General features: G+C 54.0%; 12 protein-coding genes. 7 read left to right on the forward strand and 5 right to left on the reverse strand.

Annotated features, from left to right (window positions below; all coding sequences use genetic code 11):
* Positions 1–6: 6 nt before the first annotated feature.
* The 3 genes from JI741_RS06345 to JI741_RS06355 form a co-directional block, all read right to left on the reverse strand.
* Entirely contained in the window at positions 7–969 is a 963-nt protein-coding gene (locus JI741_RS06345) for an efflux RND transporter periplasmic adaptor subunit (RefSeq protein ID WP_202008208.1), read from the reverse strand.
* Positions 970–1,048: 79 nt separating this feature from the next.
* Positions 1,049–2,296 carry a TolC family protein gene (locus JI741_RS06350; protein ID WP_202008209.1) on the reverse strand — a complete coding sequence of 416 codons (1,248 nt, stop codon included), beginning with the start codon at positions 2,294–2,296 and terminating at the stop codon, positions 1,049–1,051.
* Positions 2,297–2,462: 166 nt separating this feature from the next.
* Positions 2,463–4,880 carry an IPT/TIG domain-containing protein gene (locus JI741_RS06355; RefSeq protein WP_202008210.1) on the reverse strand — a complete coding sequence of 806 codons (2,418 nt, stop codon included), beginning with the start codon at positions 4,878–4,880 and terminating at the stop codon, positions 2,463–2,465.
* A gap of 547 nt (positions 4,881–5,427) precedes the next feature.
* Between JI741_RS06355 and JI741_RS06360 the strand changes: the two genes are divergently transcribed.
* Positions 5,428–6,006 (forward strand): gluconate 2-dehydrogenase subunit 3 family protein, encoded by a 579-nt coding sequence (locus tag JI741_RS06360; protein ID WP_202008211.1) that lies wholly within the window; start codon positions 5,428–5,430, stop codon positions 6,004–6,006.
* A complete protein-coding gene (locus JI741_RS06365; protein ID WP_202008212.1) occupies positions 6,003–7,715 on the forward strand; it encodes a GMC oxidoreductase in 1,713 nt (570 codons plus the stop codon). Before JI741_RS06360 ends, JI741_RS06365 begins: the two co-directional genes overlap by 4 nt.
* A 108-nt stretch (positions 7,716–7,823) precedes the next feature.
* Here JI741_RS06365 and JI741_RS06370 read toward each other — a convergent pair whose 3' ends face one another.
* Positions 7,824–8,477, reverse strand: a complete 654-nt coding sequence (locus JI741_RS06370) for a LuxR C-terminal-related transcriptional regulator (protein ID WP_202008213.1) — start codon at positions 8,475–8,477, stop codon at positions 7,824–7,826.
* A 373-nt stretch (positions 8,478–8,850) separates the two neighbouring features.
* Between JI741_RS06370 and JI741_RS06375 the strand changes: the two genes are divergently transcribed.
* The 3 genes from JI741_RS06375 to JI741_RS06385 all read left to right on the forward strand — a co-directional run bounded on the left by JI741_RS06375 (position 8,851) and on the right by JI741_RS06385 (position 14,502).
* Positions 8,851–12,225, forward strand: a complete 3,375-nt coding sequence (locus JI741_RS06375) for a SusC/RagA family TonB-linked outer membrane protein (RefSeq protein WP_202008214.1) — start codon at positions 8,851–8,853, stop codon at positions 12,223–12,225.
* A 21-nt stretch (positions 12,226–12,246) separates the two neighbouring features.
* Positions 12,247–13,662 (forward strand): SusD/RagB family nutrient-binding outer membrane lipoprotein, encoded by a 1,416-nt coding sequence (locus JI741_RS06380; RefSeq protein WP_202008215.1) that lies wholly within the window; start codon positions 12,247–12,249, stop codon positions 13,660–13,662.
* 108 nt (positions 13,663–13,770) lie between these two features.
* Positions 13,771–14,502, forward strand: a complete 732-nt coding sequence (locus JI741_RS06385) for a DUF1223 domain-containing protein (protein WP_202008216.1) — start codon at positions 13,771–13,773, stop codon at positions 14,500–14,502.
* A gap of 103 nt (positions 14,503–14,605) precedes the next feature.
* Here the strand turns inward: JI741_RS06385 and JI741_RS06390 are convergent, their stop codons facing one another.
* Positions 14,606–14,992, reverse strand: a complete 387-nt coding sequence (locus JI741_RS06390) for a LytTR family DNA-binding domain-containing protein (protein WP_202008217.1) — start codon at positions 14,990–14,992, stop codon at positions 14,606–14,608.
* A gap of 234 nt (positions 14,993–15,226) precedes the next feature.
* Here JI741_RS06390 and JI741_RS06395 point away from each other — a divergent pair, with 234 nt between their 5' ends.
* Together JI741_RS06395 and JI741_RS06400 are read left to right on the forward strand one after the other, a co-directional pair.
* Positions 15,227–16,306 carry a sensor histidine kinase gene (locus JI741_RS06395; protein WP_202008218.1) on the forward strand — a complete coding sequence of 360 codons (1,080 nt, stop codon included), beginning with the start codon at positions 15,227–15,229 and terminating at the stop codon, positions 16,304–16,306.
* Positions 16,299–17,033 carry a LytR/AlgR family response regulator transcription factor gene (locus JI741_RS06400; protein ID WP_202008219.1) on the forward strand — a complete coding sequence of 245 codons (735 nt, stop codon included), beginning with the start codon at positions 16,299–16,301 and terminating at the stop codon, positions 17,031–17,033. Before JI741_RS06395 ends, JI741_RS06400 begins: the two co-directional genes overlap by 8 nt.
* Positions 17,034–17,107: the final 74 nt, after the last annotated feature.

A 17,107-nucleotide genomic window follows, 5' to 3' on the forward strand; every position in this document is an offset into this window, starting at 1 on the left:
TTATGGTTAATATCCGAACGAAAGTCCTTTGAGTTGCATCGCGCCTTTGGTGACCACTTCAGCATTTTCTTCAAGACCGTTCAGCACCACCACCTTGTCGTCGAGTTGCTGGCCGGCAAGTATTTCTTTTCGTTCGAACGTGGTCTTGTCGGTTTTCACAAACACATAGTCTTTGCCCTGCACGTTCACGAGTGCGCTCATGGGCACCGACATGCTGTTGCCGCTCTTCAGGGCAAACGAGGCTGCGGCAAACATGCCCACCTGAAAACGGTTGTCGGGATTGGGTAGCACGATGCGCACCTTCACCATGCGTGTGATGTTGTCTACTTCCGCACCGAGGCCATCCACTTTGGTGTCGAATTTCTGGTCGTTGAAGGCCGTGAAGGTGACGGAGCACGGCGTGCCGATTTTGATTTCGGCAATCTGGCTTTCAGGCACTTCGCACACCAGCCAAACTTCTTTCTTGCGGGGTGTCTTCAGGTGCGCGGGGTCGAGCCCGGCCAGTTTCAGGCTGGCTTCCTGTTCGGTGATGGCGGCCTCTTCGTTGGCCAGTTGGGTTTCGGCATCCAGCACTTCCTTGCCGGTGGCGGCATTGTGTTCGGCCAGATCTTTCACACGGTTCAGGTTCACCTTGTAGGTGTTGATGTTGATGAGGTGTTGCAAAAATTGGGTGTAGGCCGAGTTGAGCCGCGAGTCGTCAAACAACACCGTGTTTCTTCTTCCACCTTCGCTCGACTCCACGATAGACACGGCCACCGACGCCGGCGCGCTGTAGTGACCGGTGAAGCTTTCTTTTTTCACCTGTTGCGTGGCAAAGAACGACAGCGTCTTTGGGTCGTCGGGAAAAACAATTTTTGCACCCTGGTCCGACACCGTCGCCTGGGGAACAGCGGGATGTGCTTCTTTGCCTTTGGGTTTCTCGCACGACAGCAGGCCGAGACAGGCGAGCATTACAATAAAACGTTTCATGTATGTAGATCTTTAAATCGTCTATGATAAAATTCCGCTGGCGTTCATGCCGGTGCGGTGAAGCGTCGCGGTGGTGAAGTTATTCTGCCAGTTGATTGATCAGCCCCGTGACGTAAAGCAACTGAATGTAGCTTCGCCGGAAATCTTCCATGGTGTTGTAGTAGCGTTGCTGGGTGTCGAGCCACGATCGTTGTGCCTCCAGCAAATCGATGATGGAGGTCGATCCCTTCAGGTACGAATAGCGCACGCTATTGAGGATGGCGGCGGCCTGTGCTAGGTTGCTCTCGTAGGTGGCCACGTTTTGCCGCTGCGTCAGATAGGTTCGGTAGGCGGTGGTCACTTCGGTTTCGGCCTGGCGTTGGGTGGCCAGTAAGTTTTGTTGTGCCTGCTGGCGTTGTGTTTCGGCTTTGGCGCGTTGTCCCTGGTTGCGGTCGAGCAGGGGAATGGTGATGGTGGCATAGGCACCCACATACGGAATGTTGTTTTGCGGGTTGAAGATGGCACCCACTTCCGGGCGTGGGTAGGCCAATGAGCGCTGGAGTTTGATATAGGTTTCGCTGGCGTCGATGGCATTTTTGGCCGAGAGCACATCGGTGCGCTTCGACATTCCCAATTTCAGGAGACTGTCGCCCGCCGTGTTGATGTTGGCAAACACGGCGTCGTCAACCTGAATGCTGACACTGTCGGATGCGCCCACCAGGTAGCGGAGGTTCTGAAGCTCGTTGCTGTAGTGTTGCTGCGACGTGATGATGTCGCGCTGATATTGTTGTGCCAGCAACTGGGTGCGGGCGAGGTCTGTGCCCGTGATTACTTTGTCTTTCAGTCTAAACTCGTTGATCTTGACAAGGCTGTCGATATATACTTTTCCCTTCAGCAGGATGTCGAGGTTCACGCGGGCCGACCACACGTCGAGCCACTTGCTGGCCACCGCATAATACAACCCGCGCGAGGTTTCATTGAAATCCAGTTTTGATTGCGTGAGCTGTTTGTTGGCAAATTCTATTTTGTTGGTCCGCAACCCACCGATCTGCAGGGGCTTTGTTACCTGGAACCAGTGCTGTCCGTTGGCCGTGTTCAACACGCCGGCTTCGTTGCGATAATTCCGGTTGGTCATGTAGAGTAACTGCGTGTTGAAGATCGGATTGGGGCGAAGCTGCGACTGGGTCACATCGCCTTCGGCCAGCGGTATGTTGAAGGCCGATACCTGGAGATCCGGATTTTGCTTCCGGGCCAGTTGCAACGACGCCTGAAGCGAAAGACTGTTTTGGGCCTGCAAGGAGACAGCCGTAAAGACAACGGTGAGCAGGAGGATGAACCGATTTACCATAGCTAAACTAAATAGAGGTTGCTTCGGCGGGGAAAGGTAGAAAAAGTCTGCAAGGTTTCTTTCACCTGTAGTGTTAAATCTTTTTAATACACCCGCCTGCCGAAGGTGTGACTTAAAAAATCCTTAACGATTTTGATGTCGTGCCCGGGAGTGTTTGTGAGCGATATTACCGTATCATGATTTTATGTATAGTCGATGTGCCGGCATCGGATACGTAGAGATCATCGTTTGCGTCGAGCGTCAAACCAATCGGGTTGTAGAACACATCGGTCACGATGGTCCGGGTTCCATTCGGAGAAATGGCATAGACCTTTGAATCATCACTGATCACATAAACATAGCCCGAGCGACTAACCGCGAGCGACAGCGGACCAGGCACCGACGCCAGTGCGGTGGCAATGCCGGCCGGTGTGATCTTAACAATCCTGTTTTGCGCATTGTCGCCTACGTAGAGATTGCCGGCGGCATCGGAGGCGATGCCATAGGGCGATTGCAACACAACACCCGACCCATTGCTACCCATGAAAGTTGTTACTTCTCCCGACGGGGTGACTTTCCGGATCAGGCCATTTAAGAAATCGGTTACATATATATTTCCATCTGCCGAATAGGTTAGTGTTGCAGGTGCGTTAAACTGGGCATGGCTGCCCGAGCCGTCATTTTTTCCGACACTTCCTCCGGCCAGCGTAGAAACGGTTTCGTTTTCAATGACACGAATGGCGTTGTTATGTGCGTCTGTGACGTAGCGTTCACCACGTGTTCCGAACACCATGGTGATGGGACTGAAGAAGGTTGCCGAAGCCAGCGGGCCATTCGCAAAACCGGCATTTCCCGTGCCGGCAAACCGCCGCATCGTGCCCGCGGGGTCGACCACGTTTACCACATGCGTCGCTTCGTCCACTACATACAGATTGCCCTCACCATCGAACGCCAGGCCCGACGGATTGGATAACCTGGTATTGACATCAGATGTCCAGACCGTTGTGACTGTAACAGACGACACGATGAACACGGGGCCATAGAGAATGCGCCGGCCATATTCAAGCGAGATGTTGCCGGTGGTGGCACCCGGTGGCACGATGGCGACAATCCGGGTTTCACTGATGCTCTTGATCTCGGCCGGCACGCCGTTAAATTTCAGAATGGCCATCGAAAGATCGGTGTTGAAATCGGTGCCCGTAATGACCACTTCCTGCCCAACGATTCCACGCGTCGGCGAAATGGACGTCATGGCCGACTGGATCACCGTGAACACCGGCCCACTCAACACCCGCCCGCCGCTCTCGACGGTGACGGGGCCGGTTGTGGCGGATATCGGTACCGTTGCAATGATCTGCGTTGGTGTGATGTTTTTGATCGTGGCCGCCTGGCCATTAAATTTAACAACCGACATCAGCGGGTCGAACGATTGGCCGGAGATGGTAACATCGATCTCCGGAAAACCGCGCTCCGGATTGATGGACGTGATGGCCGACGCCAGCACCGTGAACACTGGCCCATTCACCACCACATTGCCGATGCGCAAAGTCACGGCGCCCGTGCTGGCATTCAAAGGAACAATCACCTGCAACACCGTGGTCGATGCTGTGATGACGGTGGCCAGCACCCCGTTGAAGAAAACGCTGTTGTCGCCTGTCGCCGGGCTGAAGCCCGAACCATAGAGGTACAGCAAAGAACCCGGCGAACCGCTGGTGGCACTCAGGCTGGTGATGACGGGAATGTTGAAAACGGGTCCGGTTATTTTCTGACTGCCCACCTCGATGGTGATGGACCCCGACGTGGCCGAAGCCGGCACAATGACAATGAGCCCGGTTGCCGAAGCGGCTTTCACCACGGCCAGCGTGCCGTTGAACTTCACGATATTTTCGGAAGCTATGGCACTGAATTCGGTGCCGGTAATGACAACGTCCTGGCCCGGCACGCCGGTGAGCGGCGTCACGTCGGTGATGGTGAGACCCGTGGGATCGATGAAATCAAACGGAGGACCTGACACCAGTTGTGCGCCTACCTTTACGCTGATGGGACCGTCGCCGGCTTGGAAGGGAACCTCTGCGATGAGCGTGTCTTTCTTCACGCTTTTCACGACGGCATTTTTATTATTGAAGAACACCAGATTTTCGGATGACTTGTCGCTGAAGCCCTTGCCCACCAGCGTAACCATAGTGCCCGTTGCGCCCTGCAACGGTTTTGCCGATGCGATGGCAAGACGATCGCGATAGTGAAACACGGGACCAGTAGTGGTTGTGCCATGCACGGACACGGTCACGTTTCCTTCACCGGCGCCGTCTGGCACAACGGCTACAATAAGCGTTTCGCTAACGCTTTTCACGGTGGCGTTTTTTCCATTGAACATCACGGCGATGTTAGTGATGTTGGAGCCAAAGCCGCTGCCGCCGATCTTCACTTCGGTTCCGCCAAGCCCGGTGTTCGGATCGAGTGTGGTAATGGTGGGGGAAAGGGCAGGTGGCGTCTCGTCGCGGTTGCCGCCGCAGGCATGAAGCAGGATCGCGCCAAGCACAAGTGCGCCGAAAACGACACGTCTGTGGTGGAAGCGCGCCAGGGGGTTCAGGATTTTTGCTTTCATAATGAACGATCAGCCGATCGGGGTTACGATTTTTTTCGCCGGTGAGAAAATGCATCGCGTCGGCGACTACAAATGTGCGGGCTGTCACTGCAAAAGAATTGCAGTGGCTTCATTTTGGCTGCGACGCCAAACCCAACGACGGGTATATGCCATGCAGCGCAGTTTGATGACGACCAACGACCGATAGCGTCGCTCAACCTTTTGTGAACCACGTTTCAAAAAACAGGCGTGCGCAGAAGAGAACCTGATACGCTATCACGGCTTGGGGCACCAACGAATTTTATGATTTGCAGGAAGATCTCTGTGAAATGACAAACCTGATCGTAAGCACTGAACACCAGGAGCGAATCAAACAACTCAAGGCCGACATCTACGATTGGCTGGACACACTGGCGGCATGCAAATTCCCCTGAAGCGCACCATAAAAAAACGGTTCGGCGATCTCCGTAATTCCGAAGTTTATTACCTTTAAGCCCCTTTGCGGAATACAAATGTTTGAGGTGAAGGGCTTGGACCAAATGAACGATCAAAAACATCCCGAACCTATATGCTGATTAACAGACGAGTTGCCCTCAAACAACTGGGCCTCATCACCGGCGGCGTGTTGCTGTTGCCCGCGTGTGCGCGGCCACCGAAACAACCCACCATCGCCTTGAAGAACCTGGTGATCAATGGCGACCAGGAAGCCTTGCTGGCCGAAGTATCGGAAGCGATCATTCCCGCCACCGACATCCCCGGCGCCAAGGCGCTTGAAGTTCCCAACTTTGTTCTCCGCATGGTAGACGACTGTTACGACGCCGATGCACAAAAAAGTTTTGTGACAGGCCTCGCCCAGTTCGACGAAGAAGCCCGCAAAAAAATAGGCAAGTCGTTTGTCGACGCCACACCCGAAGAACGCGAAGGTTTTTTGAAAGGCATTGAAGAAAGTACGAAGAACGCTGGCGAAAACGCATCACAAACCGACCTGACAAAGTTCTACGCCATCGCGAAGGAACGCACAGTGCAGGGTTTTCTCGAATCCAAATACATCATGACCGAGGTGCTGGTGCACACCATGATTCCCGGCCGGTTCAACGGCTGTGTGGAAATTAAAGACAAGAATGATATACAAACTGTAATCGGATGAGCTTCATGAATATTGACGGCACCAAGGAAAATACCTTCGATGCCATTGTGATCGGGTCGGGCATCAGCGGCGGCTGGGCAGCAAAAGAATTCACCGAAAAAGGATTGAAGACACTGGTGCTGGAACGCGGCCGCGATGTGAAACACAACATCGACTACCCCACCACCAGCATGCAGCCCTACGAGTTTGAACACCGCGGGCAACTTACCGAAGATGTGCGCAAGGCCAATCCCATTGCCAGCAAGTGTTATGCGTTTCACGAAGATGCCCAACACTTCTTTGTGAAAGACAATGAACATCCCTACGTGCAAGACAAACCGTTCGACTGGATTCGCGGCTATCAGGTAGGCGGCAAGTCGCTGTTGTGGGCGCGCCAGACGCAACGCTGGAGCGACTACGATTTCACAGGCCCCGCGCGCGATGGCTTTGCCGTGGACTGGCCCATCCGCTATGCCGACCTCGCCCCGTGGTATAGCTACGTAGAAAAATTTGCGGGCATCTCCGGCAATGCCGACGGCCTCAAAGAATTGCCCGATGGCGAATTTCTGCCGCCGATGGAAATGACCTGTGTTGAAAAACATTTCAAAGAAAAAGTAGCCGCACAATACAACGACCGTCACATCATCATCGGTCGCGCGGCACACATCACCAAAGCCAACCCCATTCATACTGAGCAGGGCCGGGCCACATGCCAGCACCGCGACCTGTGTCAACGCGGATGTCCCTTTGGCGGATACTTCAGCAGCAACTCGTCTACCATACCGTGGGCATTGCGCACGGGCAACCTCACGCTGCGTCCCGACTCGGTGGTGCATTCCATCATCTACGACGAGAAGAAAGGCAAGGCCACCGGTGTGCGGGTGATCGATGCCAAGACAAAAGCCGCGACTGAATTTTTTGCTCCTGTCATCTTCGTGAATGCTGCGGCGCTGAACACCAACCTGCTGTTGCTAAACTCCACGTCGTCGCGTTTCCCCAACGGTCTGGGCAACGACAATGGCCTGATGGGAAAATACGTGGCCTTCCACAACTATCGCGCGGGAGTGTCGGGTGAGTATGAAGGATTTGAGAATTTCACAAAATATGGCAATCGCCCCAACGGCTGCTACATACCACGCTTCAGAAATGTGGAGAAACAGGAAACCGATTTCCTTCGCGGCTATGCGGCAGGCTTCAGCGGCTTCCGGCGCATAGAGCAATCGTGGGATGGTGTGGGCAAAGACCTGAAGAGCAACTTGCTTCACCCGTCGCTGGGCAACTGGGGTGTGGGCTCGCACATGATGGGCGAAACCATTCCCAAAGAAACCAACACGGTGTCGCTCAGCAAAGACCAGAAAGATGCGTGGGACATGCCGCTGCTGAAGATGAACATCGACTACGACGACAACGATGACAAGATGGTGAAAGACTACCTGGAACAACTCACCGACATGTTCACCAAAGCAGGCTTCACCAACATCCGCACCCGCGACTCGAAGCAGGCACCGGGACTCGACATCCACGAAATGGGCGGCGTGCGCATGGGCCATGATCCGAAAACGTCGTTGCTGAACAAATGGAATCAACTACACGCCTGCAAAAACGTGTTCGTCACCGACGGCGCCTGCATGACGTCTACCAGCACGCAAAACCCTTCGCTCACCTACATGGCCCTGACGGCCCGCGCGGTTGACTTTGCCGTGAAGGAACTGAAGAAGAATAATCTTTAAGCAAAAAAAATAAACCGCAGCGGTGCGCGAGAAGCAAAGGGAACACACACGGCCTTTGCATTTCCCTGCACCGCTGCGTTTTTTTTAGCGTGCGCTTTTTCGTGACCTTCAGTGACTCATGAAGTAGCCCATGTGGCCGGTCACCAACTGGTCGGTGATGGCTTTCTTCACCGCCTCCGCTTTTGAATTCACATTCAGTTTCTTGTAGATGTTCTTCAGGTGCGACTTCACCGTTTCGCCGGAAATGTAAAGTTCCGTTGCAATGGTGGAATACGTTTTTCCCTGAATAAGCAACTTCAGCACCATCGACTCGCGGGTAGACAAAGGCGATATTTCGCTGATGTGCATGGAGCGCACCAGCTGTCGTGCCACAATGGGGTCCAGAGGCGAACCGCCGGAGGTGAGGGTGTTGAGTGCCTCCAACAGATGCTCGATGCAGTTGCGTTTCAGCAAATAGCCCGAGGCGCCGTGGCTCAGCGTGGAGAAGACAATTTCTTCGTCTTCATAGTTGGTGGTGATGAGGATTTCGAGCCCGGGAATTTTTTCGCGGATCTTCATAATAAAGTCCGTGCCCTTCATTTCAGCAAAGTCGATGTCCATAATAACGATCTCGGTAAAATCGTCCTTGATTTTTCGAAGGGCTTCGCGGCAATCGTTATACGAACTCACCAGCTGATATTTGCCGGAGACTCTGATCAGGGAAGAAACCACCGTACAAAAATTCTCGTCTTGGTCAATCAGTGTAATTCTCTTTCGTAACATGGGTCAGTTTGTTTTCATCTCTGCTACGAAGAACGAATTCCCCCGAGCCGGAAGCTAATCGCCAGGACCGAAATGCAGTGAATGGTCATGTTCATGATGTCAGCCGAACGCCGTCTGCCCTTTGCCGCGCTCAATGGCACAGATAGCAAAGTTTTTTTTGATTTTTTGAAGACAGACCGGATGTTGCAACGGTATGCAAAGCGCGCGGCGGAAAAAACACGCCTGTTTTTTCACGGCAAAGGTTAAGCGACTACCGCGTTGTGTGCCGGATGAGGCTGGGCCTAACGTGCAGGCTCCCCCATCGAGGTGATTTTTGGGTGATTTCTTCCCGTGTCAGACGGGGTGAACTTTGATAAATCTAAAAAATCAGCCTATGAAAAAAGTTTTACTCACCCTGTATGTCCTGGCCGCCGCCGTCTGCACGGCCTGGTCGCAGCAACACACGGTCACCGGTCATGTCACGTCTGCCGACGACGGATCGGCGTTGCCCGGTGTTAACGTTATTTTGAAAGGAACATCGGCCGGAAGCTCCACTGATGTTGACGGCGCCTATTCTGTTGTAGTGCCCGACGAAGGCGGTGTGCTCTCCTTCACCTTCATCGGCCTGCAAACGCAGGAGGTGGAAGTGGGTAGCCGAACCGTTGTGGATGTGCGCATGTCGCCTGATGTTACCCAGCTCACCGAAGTGGTGGTGACGGCCCTGGGCCTGGAAGTGAGCAAAGATCGCCTCGGCTCTGCCACGTCGAAAGTGACGGGCAGCGCCGTGAAAAATTCGGGCGAAGCCACGCTCATCAACGGCCTGTCGGGCAAAGCGGCTGGCGTGTATGTGAACCGTTCTACGGGCGACCCTGGTGCGGGCTCCTACATTCAGATCCGCGGGCAGAGTTCCATCACCAGCAGTGTGCAGCCGCTCATTGTGGTAGACGGTGTGCCGGTCTATAACACCACCATGTCGATGGCACCGGGAAACAACGACACGGGAGGTGTGGTGCAGCAATCGCGTCTCAACGACATCAACCCCAACGATGTGGAATCGGTGGAAGTGTTGAAAGGCGCCAGTGCCAGTGCGCTGTGGGGTTCGCGTGCGGCCAACGGCGTGATCATGATCACCACCAAACGGGGCTCGAGCGAGAAAGGAAAAATCAACGTGGGCTATAGCGGCTCCTATTCAACCGACGAGATTCTGCGCAAGCACCCGATGCAACGGACGTGGGGACAAGGCATCTCGGGCTATTATTACACGAACGTGACCGACCCCGACGAAGGCTCCGGAAACCCCTATTCGTTTGGCGACAAGATATCGACCCGCAAGGGCGGAGCCGACGATGTGCTCACCGAAAGTTCGCTGGGCTACATCGGCTATTTTCAAACGCCCGACGGCACAAAATTCTATCCGGTTGCCGAAAGCGGATTTGACGAAACCAACGTGCACGGTGGAAAAAATTCGAAAGACACCTACGATCAGTACGACGCCATTTTTGGCAAAGGCCATTTCTGGGATCACAACATCTCGCTGAGCGGTGGCGACAAGAGCGGTAACTTCTACATCAGCATCGGCGACATGAATCAGAAGGGCATCGTGAAAGCCAACAGCGACTATCATCGGACATCGTTCAAGTTCAGCGCCGAAAAAATGTTTCGCGACATCATCAAGCTGAGTTCGAATTTTAACTACTCGCACATCACTTCCAACCGCATCCAGCAAGGTTCCAATCTGAATGGCCTGCTACTGGGCGGCGTGCGTTCGGCACCCGACTTTAACAATGCCTACTATCAGGGCACATACTACGATGCTACGGGCCTCGCGTTTGCCAGTCGCCAGCGCAGCTATCGCAACCAGATTGGCCGTCGCAGCGACCCGAGCTACGACAACCCCGTGTGGGTCATGAACAACAACCGCGACAAGTCGGCCGTGGACCGTTTCCTGGCCAGTGTGCAAATGGACGTGATGCCCACCGACTGGCTCACCCTCACGGCTCGCGTTGGCGTGGATCACTACTCCGACCGCATGCAGGCATTCTTCCCGGTGAACTCTGCTAGCACCAATAGCGCCGGCTCCATCCAACTGCAAACACCACGCGAAACACAATTCAACGGCGACCTGTTTGCCCGCGGCGAATGGAAACTATCCGACGCCTTCAACTTCGGCGCGCTGGTGGGCATGAACCTGAACCAGCGTTCGGCCGACAACGTGGGGGCGCTCACGCAGTCGTTCATCATCACCAGCGATGTGCCCGTGAACGTCAACAACGCCACCAGTTCAAACCGCGTGCCGTTCAACACATTCACGCAGGTTCGTACGGGTGCCCTATACGCCACGGCAAACCTGGGATGGCGCGATCAACTGTTCATTAACGTGACGGGCCGTTCGGAAAGCGCGTCCACCTATGGCCGCGGGCAAAGTCCAACCTACTTCTACCCGTCGAGCGATGTCGCGTGGCAGTTCACCAAAACGCTGGGCATTCAAAGCAACTTCCTCAGCTTTGGCAAACTGCGTGTGGGCTATGGCAAAGTGGCCACACAACCGCTGCCGTATAACACCGCCACCTATTTCAACCCCACCATCTACCTCGAAAGCTTCAGCACCACGGTAGACGCCTCGGCCTATGGCGGTGGCTACGAACAAAGCTTCACACTGGGAAACTCGCTGTTGAAACCGGAAGTGAAAACTGAAGTGGAGTTTGGCGGAGACTTTCGTTTTCTGCGCGATCGCGTAACGTTGGGTGCCACGTACTTTACAAACACCGTGAAAGATGTGCTGCTGCCCGTGGCCCTGGCACCGTCGACCGGCTTCACCAACAAGACCGACAATGTGGCCACGCTGGAGAACAAAGGCATCGAGCTTGAGTTGAGTGGTGACGTGGTGCAGGTGGGTGGCTTCCGCTGGAATGTGTATGCCAACTGGTCGCGCATCCGGAACAACGTGAAAAGTCTTTCGGGCACGTCATCACTGTTGTTGCAGGGATTTACCGGCACATCGTCGCGTGCCGTGGAAGGGCAGCCTGTGGGTGTGCTCTGGGGCGTGGACTTTCAACGCAACGCCGCCGGGGAATTGGTGCTCGACGAACATGGATTTCCGCAGGCCAACAATACCGAAAACGTGATTGGCAATCCCAATCCCGATTGGCGTGGTGGTCTGGGCAGCATGTTCAGCTTTAAAGGCTTCACGTTGAACGTACTCTTCGAACATTCGCATGGCGGACAAATCTGGGGAGGCACACGCGGCGCCATGGTGAATTTTGGCACACACGCCGACACCGATCATGAGGTGACGCTCACGGCCGCGCAGGCTTCCACGCTCTTCACCTACAGCGGCACCACCGTGGCGGGCTATGGACGCGCGTCTGATTTTGGTGTGGCCTATGCACCCAATGCCGACGGCAGCTACACCATTCGTGGCGAAGTGAAAGACTTTGGCGGCGGGCCGGTGGTGTTGGATGAAGCGTGGTATACGGGACTCGGCAGCGGATTTGGCCCCGTGGGATCACAGTTTATTGAAAGCGCGCAATGGACGCGCCTGCGTGAAATCACATTAGGCTATTCGTTGAACTCCGACAATTTTCGCAAGGCCACAAAACTCAGCTCGGTGGAATTCTCCGTGACAGGCCGAAACCTTTTCTTATGGACGCCCTTCCAGGGCAACGATCCCGAAACAAACCTGACGGGCCCCACCAACGGCCGCGGGCTGGACTACTTTAACAACCCGGCCACGAAGTCGTATGTGTTCTCTGTAAAAATTAATTATTGATTCAGACTAACGACCATGCATATGAAGACCTTAAAAATATTTCTGATCCTGCTGTGCGCGCTGGCGTTGAATGCGTGTGAAACCTTTGTGGAAGGTGTGGACGAAAAAGATCCCACGCGCCCGGTAGATGCCGACTTGTCGCTGGTGATGACGGGTATGGAGGTGGAATACCTCAGCACCCTCGAAGGCGAAATGGCCCGCACCGCCGGCTTGTGGACCGGCTACTTCACAGGTTCCGATCGCCAATACATAAACCTTTACAACTACCTCACCACGGCCGGCGACTACGACAGCCCGTGGGGAAATGTGTATACGTTCACCTTCAAACAAGCGCGCATCGTGCAGGAGAAAGCCACGGCCATCAACAACAAACTCTCCCTGGGCGTAGGGCAAATTGTGGAGGCCCATGTGATTGGCACCGCGGCCGGCGTGTGGGGAGATGTGCCCTATGTGGAAGCGATAAAACATGAGTCGTTTCCAAATCCGAAGTATGATGCACAGGCGGAGGTATTCACCAAACTCATCGCGTTGCTCGACGATGCCATTGGCAATCTTTCTTCGGGCGTCGGCGACCTGAACGGCGAGTTTCTTAGTGGGGGCGGCGCGCCGGGCGTGGTGCTCAGTGGTGTTCCTGCGAAGTGGATTAAGGTGGCGAACTCCCTGAAGGCACGATATTATCTCTATCAGAAAAACTATGCGAAAGCGTTGGAGTCGGCCAATGCCGGCGTGAACGATCTGGCGTCGAACCTGATGGCGCCACACGGCACCACCAACGACCAGGACCGTAACATCTACTTCGATTTTCACGAACGCCAGCGGTCGGGTTACCTCACAGCCAAGAACGCCTTTCTCGCGCTGATGCTCGACCCCGCGGTGGCCACCAGCCGCAACAACACCAAGACCAACGAGACCACGCGCTTCAAACTGTTCTACAGCAAATCGGCCGACGGTGATTACGACATCAACGTGTCGGACGAGGTACCTTCCTATTTTGGAACGGCCGCCAGCTTTCCGCTCATGAGCGCGTTCGAAAACAAACTCATTGCGGCCGAGTGCGCGGCACGACTCAACGGTGTGGCGGCAGGCCTTGCCGTGCTGAATGAACATCGCGCGTTGTTGCGCGCCGAATATCCCACCGGCACTTACACTGATTTTGTAGCCGGCGATTTTACGTCGGGTGGTTTGGAAAACGCTGATGGCAAAGGGGACCTGGATGCGTTGCTTCGCGAAATACTGGAAGAAAAGTATGTGTCACTCTATGGACAGATTGAAGTGTTTAACGAAATACGCAGAACCAACAATGCGGTGGGTGTGCCGCCAAATTCCGGCGACCGAATTCCGCAAAGGTTCCTCTATTCACAAAACGAAATCAACGCCAACACCAGCACACCAAACCCGATACCCGATTTGTATACAAAGACCTCCATCTTTCAATAAGGATGTCGCGCAAACGAAACGCCTGATTAACATGAACCCCGCAGGTTTGGGATGAACCTGCCGGGGTTCATGATTTTGTTTTTTTTGAAATGACTAACCGATCAAACTATGCACTACGCGTTGTCGATTTTATTCCTGGCCCTCTCCGAAGGGTATGTTCCAACAAAACCCGCCCCACCCGTGGCCGTGGTCGAGCTTTTCACGGCCGAGGGCTGTTCCAGTTGCCCGCTGGCCGACGAGATGCTGAAGGAGTTGACAGATATTATGCAGAAAGAAGGAAAACACGTGCTGGCCCTGGCCTATCACGTCACCTACTGGAATCACCTTGGATGGGTAGATCCCTATAGTCAGGAAGCGTTTACGGAACGGCAAAAAAAATACAGCAAGCTCCTGAACGTGCAAGGGCTGTACACACCTGAAGCCGTGGTGAATGGCAAACACGAATTTGTAGGTTCCAATCCAGTTTCGTTTCGCATGGCCGTGGACTCGGCGTTGCGAACACCGGCCACCTATGCCCTTGAAGCCCATGCCGCGCTGCAAAAAGATTCGGTGAAGCTGACCTACACGCTGAGCAAAGAGCCGAAGCGCGTGGTGTTGAATGTGGCCATCGTCGAAAAATATGTGGAGCATCGTGTGTTGCGCGGCGAGAACAAGGACCGCACCTTGAAACACTATCACGTGGTGCGTGCCATGGAGAAAATTCTCAAACCCATGCAAAACGGCACGTACACACTGGCCTGGCCCGCCGACTTGCCAAAGGAAAATGGAGAAATGATTGTCTATGTGCAGCAGACGTCAGGCTGGAGTATTGTAGGCGGCGTTGGCGTGGAGGTTGAATGAGGTGTGTTGAGGGGAGTGATTAACGATCGGGCAAACCTAAAAATCGCACGATGGTATGAGCATCGTGCGATTTTGAAAATTCAGCAGGGGAGGGAGTGAATGCTCAGGCCACGGCCGAAAGTGGTTCGGTATAGTGCGTCAGAATTTTGGTGCGCAGGGAGCGGTTGCGGTATCGGCTCACTTTAAAATCCTTGCCAATGGTGGTGCGCACCATCAGCGTGTTCTTCGCTTTTTCGATGCACTTAAAAATGTTGATGTTGAGAATGATGGAACGATGCACGCGGATGAACGTGCGGGGACAAAGTTTTTTCTCCAGATCTTTGAGGGCCTCGCGCACCACAAAGGTTTTGTCGCCGGTGTGAATGAGGATATAATAGTTGCAGGCTTCCACATAGCTGATCGTGTCGATGTCGATGAAGTAGATCTTGCGGCCCGCTTGCACCACCATTTTGCCGGAGGCGGCGGGAAGTTCTTGTAACATATCGCGCATAGCAGAGTAGTTTAGGGGTGAAACTGATACCCTGAAGTACGCAAGTTTTATAACGCAAACGGGGGACGGGCTACAGACAGAGACGCCCGGGGCATCAATAGGGGGTTTTGGCGGATGACCCCGATTGGGCCATGGCAAGTTCCAATTGGTGCGGCGCAGCGCCATATCCGGTGGCGCGCCGGAAGGATGATGTTTTTTCTTTCGTATTTTGAAACTTCTTTCGTCGATTCATTCATGAGCCTTTTCACCACCCTGATCTACAGCAATCGTCCGGCCGTCCGGATTGCACGACACGTGTTGTTTTGGGTCACCGACATTGCCAACTACCTGCTCATCGTTTCTGTGAACACCGAAATCAACGCGGTGGAGGTGAACAAAATCCTGTTCCGCATCCCCCTCATCGCGCTGGCCGCCTACTTCTTTATCTACTACCTCATTCCAAAATATTCGCGCGAGCGCGACAAGGGGCAATTGTTTCTCTGGATCATCGGCATGATGATCTATCTTGGGGTAGGCGTGCGATTCTATCGCTACTACATTCTCGGTCCATTGCTCGACCCCAACCAGGTGCTCGACTTCGACGTGTGGGATTTTCGTCGCGTCCTCTCTGAAATTCTTCAGTCCATGGTGGTCATCAGCATGGCCATTGCCATCAAGCTCATCAAAAACAAGACTGAGCTTCAGCAAAAAAATGAAGCGCTTGTCGAAGAAAAGAAAACCGCCGAGCTGGGATTTCTCAAGGCACAGATGCACCCGCACTTCCTGTTCAATACCCTGAACACCCTGTATTCGGAAACCATCCAGGACTCGGGCAAGGCCCAGCAGGTGGTACTGCATTTGTCTAACCTCCTTCGCTTCATGCTCGACGAATGCCAGAAGCCGCTCATCCCCATCCAGCACGAAATCAAAGTGGTGCGCGACTTCATTGCGCTCGAAGAACTCCGGCACGGCGCCCGCCTGCACGTGAAGCTGGTGGTGGAAGACATCAACCCGCACATGATGCTGTCGCCGCTCATTTTTCTTCCCTTTGTGGAAAACAGTTTCAAACACACGCTCAGTCATAAACGCGGCCAGATTGCCATCGACATTGTCATTCGCGGAGAAGGTGATACATTGCGTCTGCGCATCGCCAACGACAAGGAAGAACCGACGTTTCATCGCAACGGCCACAAACGCGGCCACGGCATCTCCAACATCCGCCGCCAACTGGAGCTGCTCTATGGAAAAACGTATAGCCTGGAAGTAGACGATTCGCAGGACCAGTATGTTGTTTCGTTGTCCATTCCGTCTTTGCAATCCGTAGCCTATGCCTGACATCACCTGCATTGTGATTGAAGATGAAAAGCCCGCCCAGGAGGTGCTGAAATCTTTTCTGCAAAAAACCGAGTGGATCAAACTGGCCGCCGTGTTCGACGACGCCGTGTCGGCCCTCGACTACCTGAAGAAAAATGAAGTAGACCTCATCTTCCTCGACATCCAGATTCCTACGCTCACGGGGCTTGAGTTTCTCAAAATCATCAAAGACCCACCGCAGGTCATCATCACGTCGGCCTACTCGCAATATGCCATCGAAGCCTTCGAGCTTGACGTGCGCGACTATCTGATGAAACCCTTTTCGTTCGACCGCTTTCTGAAAGCCGTGAACCGCATTGCCACCCGGCCCGACCCTGCCACGGTGCAACAATTTAACAGCAAGACCCACTCGTCGGCCGACAAGAGCTTTGCGTTTTTCAACGTGAAGAAGACCATGACCAAGGTGATGTTCAACGACATCCTTTTTGTGGAAAGCATGCGCGAATATGTGTATCTCCACACCACCCGCGGCAAGGTGGTGACCAAGATGAGCACCGCCGAAATGGAGAAGCTTTTGGGACCCGGCTTTGTGCGCATCCACCGCTCCTTCATCGTGAACATCGAGAAGATCACGGCCTATAATGCCGAAGATGTTTTTGTGGACCAGGTCGCCCTGCCCATCGGGGTGAACTACAAGAAATATGTGGACGATTTCTTTCGCAACAGCTTCACCCATTCGGCCTCCTGACCTCCAAAAAACCTGTTTCAAACCCTTTTTAGCGAGCCTTTACACGTTTTTTCTTACATCGTCGTTTTGGAGCA

The sequence above is a fragment of the Chryseolinea lacunae genome, from assembly GCF_016735595.1.
Lineage (GTDB): Bacteria > Bacteroidota > Bacteroidia > Cytophagales > Cyclobacteriaceae > Chryseolinea > Chryseolinea lacunae.

Coding starts and splice junctions, on each gene's coding strand:
- JI741_RS06360 (WP_202008211.1), top strand. CDS start 5,428: ATGCTGATTAACAGACGAGTTGCCCTCAAACAACTGGGCCTCATCACC.
- JI741_RS06385 (WP_202008216.1), top strand. CDS start 13,771: ATGCACTACGCGTTGTCGATTTTATTCCTGGCCCTCTCCGAAGGGTAT.
- JI741_RS06365 (WP_202008212.1), top strand. CDS start 6,003: ATGAGCTTCATGAATATTGACGGCACCAAGGAAAATACCTTCGATGCC.
- JI741_RS06370 (WP_202008213.1), bottom strand. CDS start 8,477: ATGTTACGAAAGAGAATTACACTGATTGACCAAGACGAGAATTTTTGT.
- JI741_RS06390 (WP_202008217.1), bottom strand. CDS start 14,992: ATGCGCGATATGTTACAAGAACTTCCCGCCGCCTCCGGCAAAATGGTG.
- JI741_RS06350 (WP_202008209.1), bottom strand. CDS start 2,296: ATGGTAAATCGGTTCATCCTCCTGCTCACCGTTGTCTTTACGGCTGTC.
- JI741_RS06400 (WP_202008219.1), top strand. CDS start 16,299: ATGCCTGACATCACCTGCATTGTGATTGAAGATGAAAAGCCCGCCCAG.
- JI741_RS06380 (WP_202008215.1), top strand. CDS start 12,247: ATGAAGACCTTAAAAATATTTCTGATCCTGCTGTGCGCGCTGGCGTTG.
- JI741_RS06395 (WP_202008218.1), top strand. CDS start 15,227: ATGAGCCTTTTCACCACCCTGATCTACAGCAATCGTCCGGCCGTCCGG.
- JI741_RS06345 (WP_202008208.1), bottom strand. CDS start 969: ATGAAACGTTTTATTGTAATGCTCGCCTGTCTCGGCCTGCTGTCGTGC.
- JI741_RS06355 (WP_202008210.1), bottom strand. CDS start 4,880: ATGAAAGCAAAAATCCTGAACCCCCTGGCGCGCTTCCACCACAGACGT.
- JI741_RS06375 (WP_202008214.1), top strand. CDS start 8,851: ATGAAAAAAGTTTTACTCACCCTGTATGTCCTGGCCGCCGCCGTCTGC.